The sequence below is a fragment of the Ideonella sp. P3_A4 genome, assembly GCF_056403075.1.
Genome location: NZ_JBFUGE010000911.1, coordinates 1 through 1,847, shown reverse-complemented (window position 1 = coordinate 1,847; position 1,847 = coordinate 1). Strand labels below are relative to the sequence as shown.

3 protein-coding genes are annotated in these 1,847 nt (G+C 56.7%); all 3 read right to left on the bottom strand.

What is annotated here, in order from left to right; genetic code table 11:
• Positions 1–196 (bottom strand): helix-turn-helix domain-containing protein (locus AC1DYI_RS34350; protein WP_477207832.1); only part of this gene is annotated, 196 nt, incomplete at its 3' end.
• Positions 197–311: 115 nt separating this feature from the next.
• Positions 312–737 (bottom strand): HEAT repeat domain-containing protein, encoded by a 426-nt coding sequence (locus tag AC1DYI_RS34345; protein WP_477208580.1) that lies wholly within the window; start codon positions 735–737, stop codon positions 312–314.
• Between the two features lie 118 nt (positions 738–855).
• Positions 856–1,182 carry a hypothetical protein gene (locus tag AC1DYI_RS34340; protein WP_477208579.1) on the bottom strand — a complete coding sequence of 109 codons (327 nt, stop codon included), beginning with the start codon at positions 1,180–1,182 and terminating at the stop codon, positions 856–858.
• Positions 1,183–1,847 lie beyond the last annotated feature (665 nt).

The window sequence follows — 1,847 nt, the reverse complement described above, 5'->3', positions numbered from 1 at the left end:
GGTCATAGAAGCGCTGGCCGAAGTCGGCGGCGTAGGTCCTGAAGCCATAAGACTTTGCGCGTTCTTGCTCCCGCCAAATGGTAGACCGATGGCAGCCGACAAAGCGTGCCACGGCGGCCGCACGAGCGCCGTAGCGCAAGCAGACCTCAATACGAACGCGATCTGTCGAGGACAGGTGAGAGTATCGGATTCCCATTCGTGCAACTGCTCCTTGGAGAAGAAGTGTTGCACTTCAAATCTGAGGCGAAGATGCCACCTAACGTTCGACGTAAGGGGCGGCCCGCTTGCGGGACGTCCCCTTGACGGAGGGGTTAGGCGCCAGGCCCATGATGCTCAGACCCTTTGGGTTTGCAAAACTCAAGCAACCACTTAGCGTGGCCAAGAGTTGGTTCGTTGGCTGTGTTGATGATGCTCAAGAGCGCCGGCTCGACTTCGAACGGATGAAGATGCGGAATCTCTAGCAAGGCCGCGGTAAAACCGTCATTGTCGTGTCCTTCGTCAAATCCGCGCTGGTAGGCTGCGAACAACTCTGGAAGGACTCGTGTTCCGGTCAGTTCGGCGAGAGGCCACGCTGCTGCTTCTCGGACAAAGAAGTCATTGCTATTGAGCAAGGCGAGCAGGCGAGGAATGTCTTCGATATCGGCTTCGCGATGAAGCCATGCGGCGGCGCGAACTGACGCTTCAACGCTTGGGATGGCCAACTCACTCATGATTTGGGACCAACGGTCGAGATTCATGGCGCTTAACGTTCGATGTAAGGGGCGGCCCGCTTGCGGGACGTCCCCTTGACGGAGTGGTTAGGCGTCACGGCTGGCAGCGCAAAAGAAGACAAAGGCGACCTGCACATGATGAAGCCTACTCGCTACCACCGTGAAGTTGCCGCCACGCCTCGGCTTCGAGCTCGCCACACTTCGAGATGACATTGCCATCTTCATCTGTAATTGTGTAAGGCCGCTGATCTCTGCCAATGCTGGCGGCGCCTTCAAGGCCAAGCAGCAGCGTGTACATGGTGTCGCGAAGCATTCCATCGACTGCAACTCGCAACAACTCACTTTGCTGGGGTTCAAGCTCCAAGCGTTGAATCTGGATGGCAACTTCAGACTTGCTCTGCTTGCCCAGAAATGCTTCAAGGAGTTCGGCCTTGAGCTCAAGCCAATGAGAGACGAACTGCTGCGCGTTCATGGTGGATTCGGACGCTTAACGTTCGACGTAAGGGGCGGCCCGCTTGCGGGACGTCCCCTTGACGGAGGGGTTAGACCCTAGGTTGCGCAAACGCTGAGCAGCTTTCTTCAAGCTAGCACCTGAATGCTTCAACAAAGCGCGGTTCACCGATGAAGCGAATGATCGCGCGCGCCGCGGTTGCAGTGAGGGATTCTCCATTCTGAAACACAAGCTCCACCTGGACCGGCCCGTTCGACTCGTAAGGCAACGGGACAAGTGACCTACGCAGCTCGCCTACTGAGATGTTCCCATCTGACAGCCTGCCAAGACAAGAACCCAGAGAGCCGGACCAAGTGGCTTGCTGCAGAAGCATTTCTAGCGCTTGAACGTATCCCGAGCCAGTGTCAACGCCAGGTAATCCTTCGGAATGGTGAACGTACGCAGCAGAGAACGCAACCAACAGACTTTCGTCCTTCGACTGGATTGCGCTGACCTCGGAGTCATGGAACTCTAGTGCTGCGTTCATGATGGCCCGCAAGAAGAGAATTGGGTCTAACGTTCGACGTAAGGGGCCTGCCGAAGGCAGGTCCCCTTGACGGAGGGGTTAGGGCACAGCGGGAAAGTAGCCGACTTCATCGCCGAGTCCGAGCAAACAGATAGATTGCCAAACGAATGAAGCAGTAGAC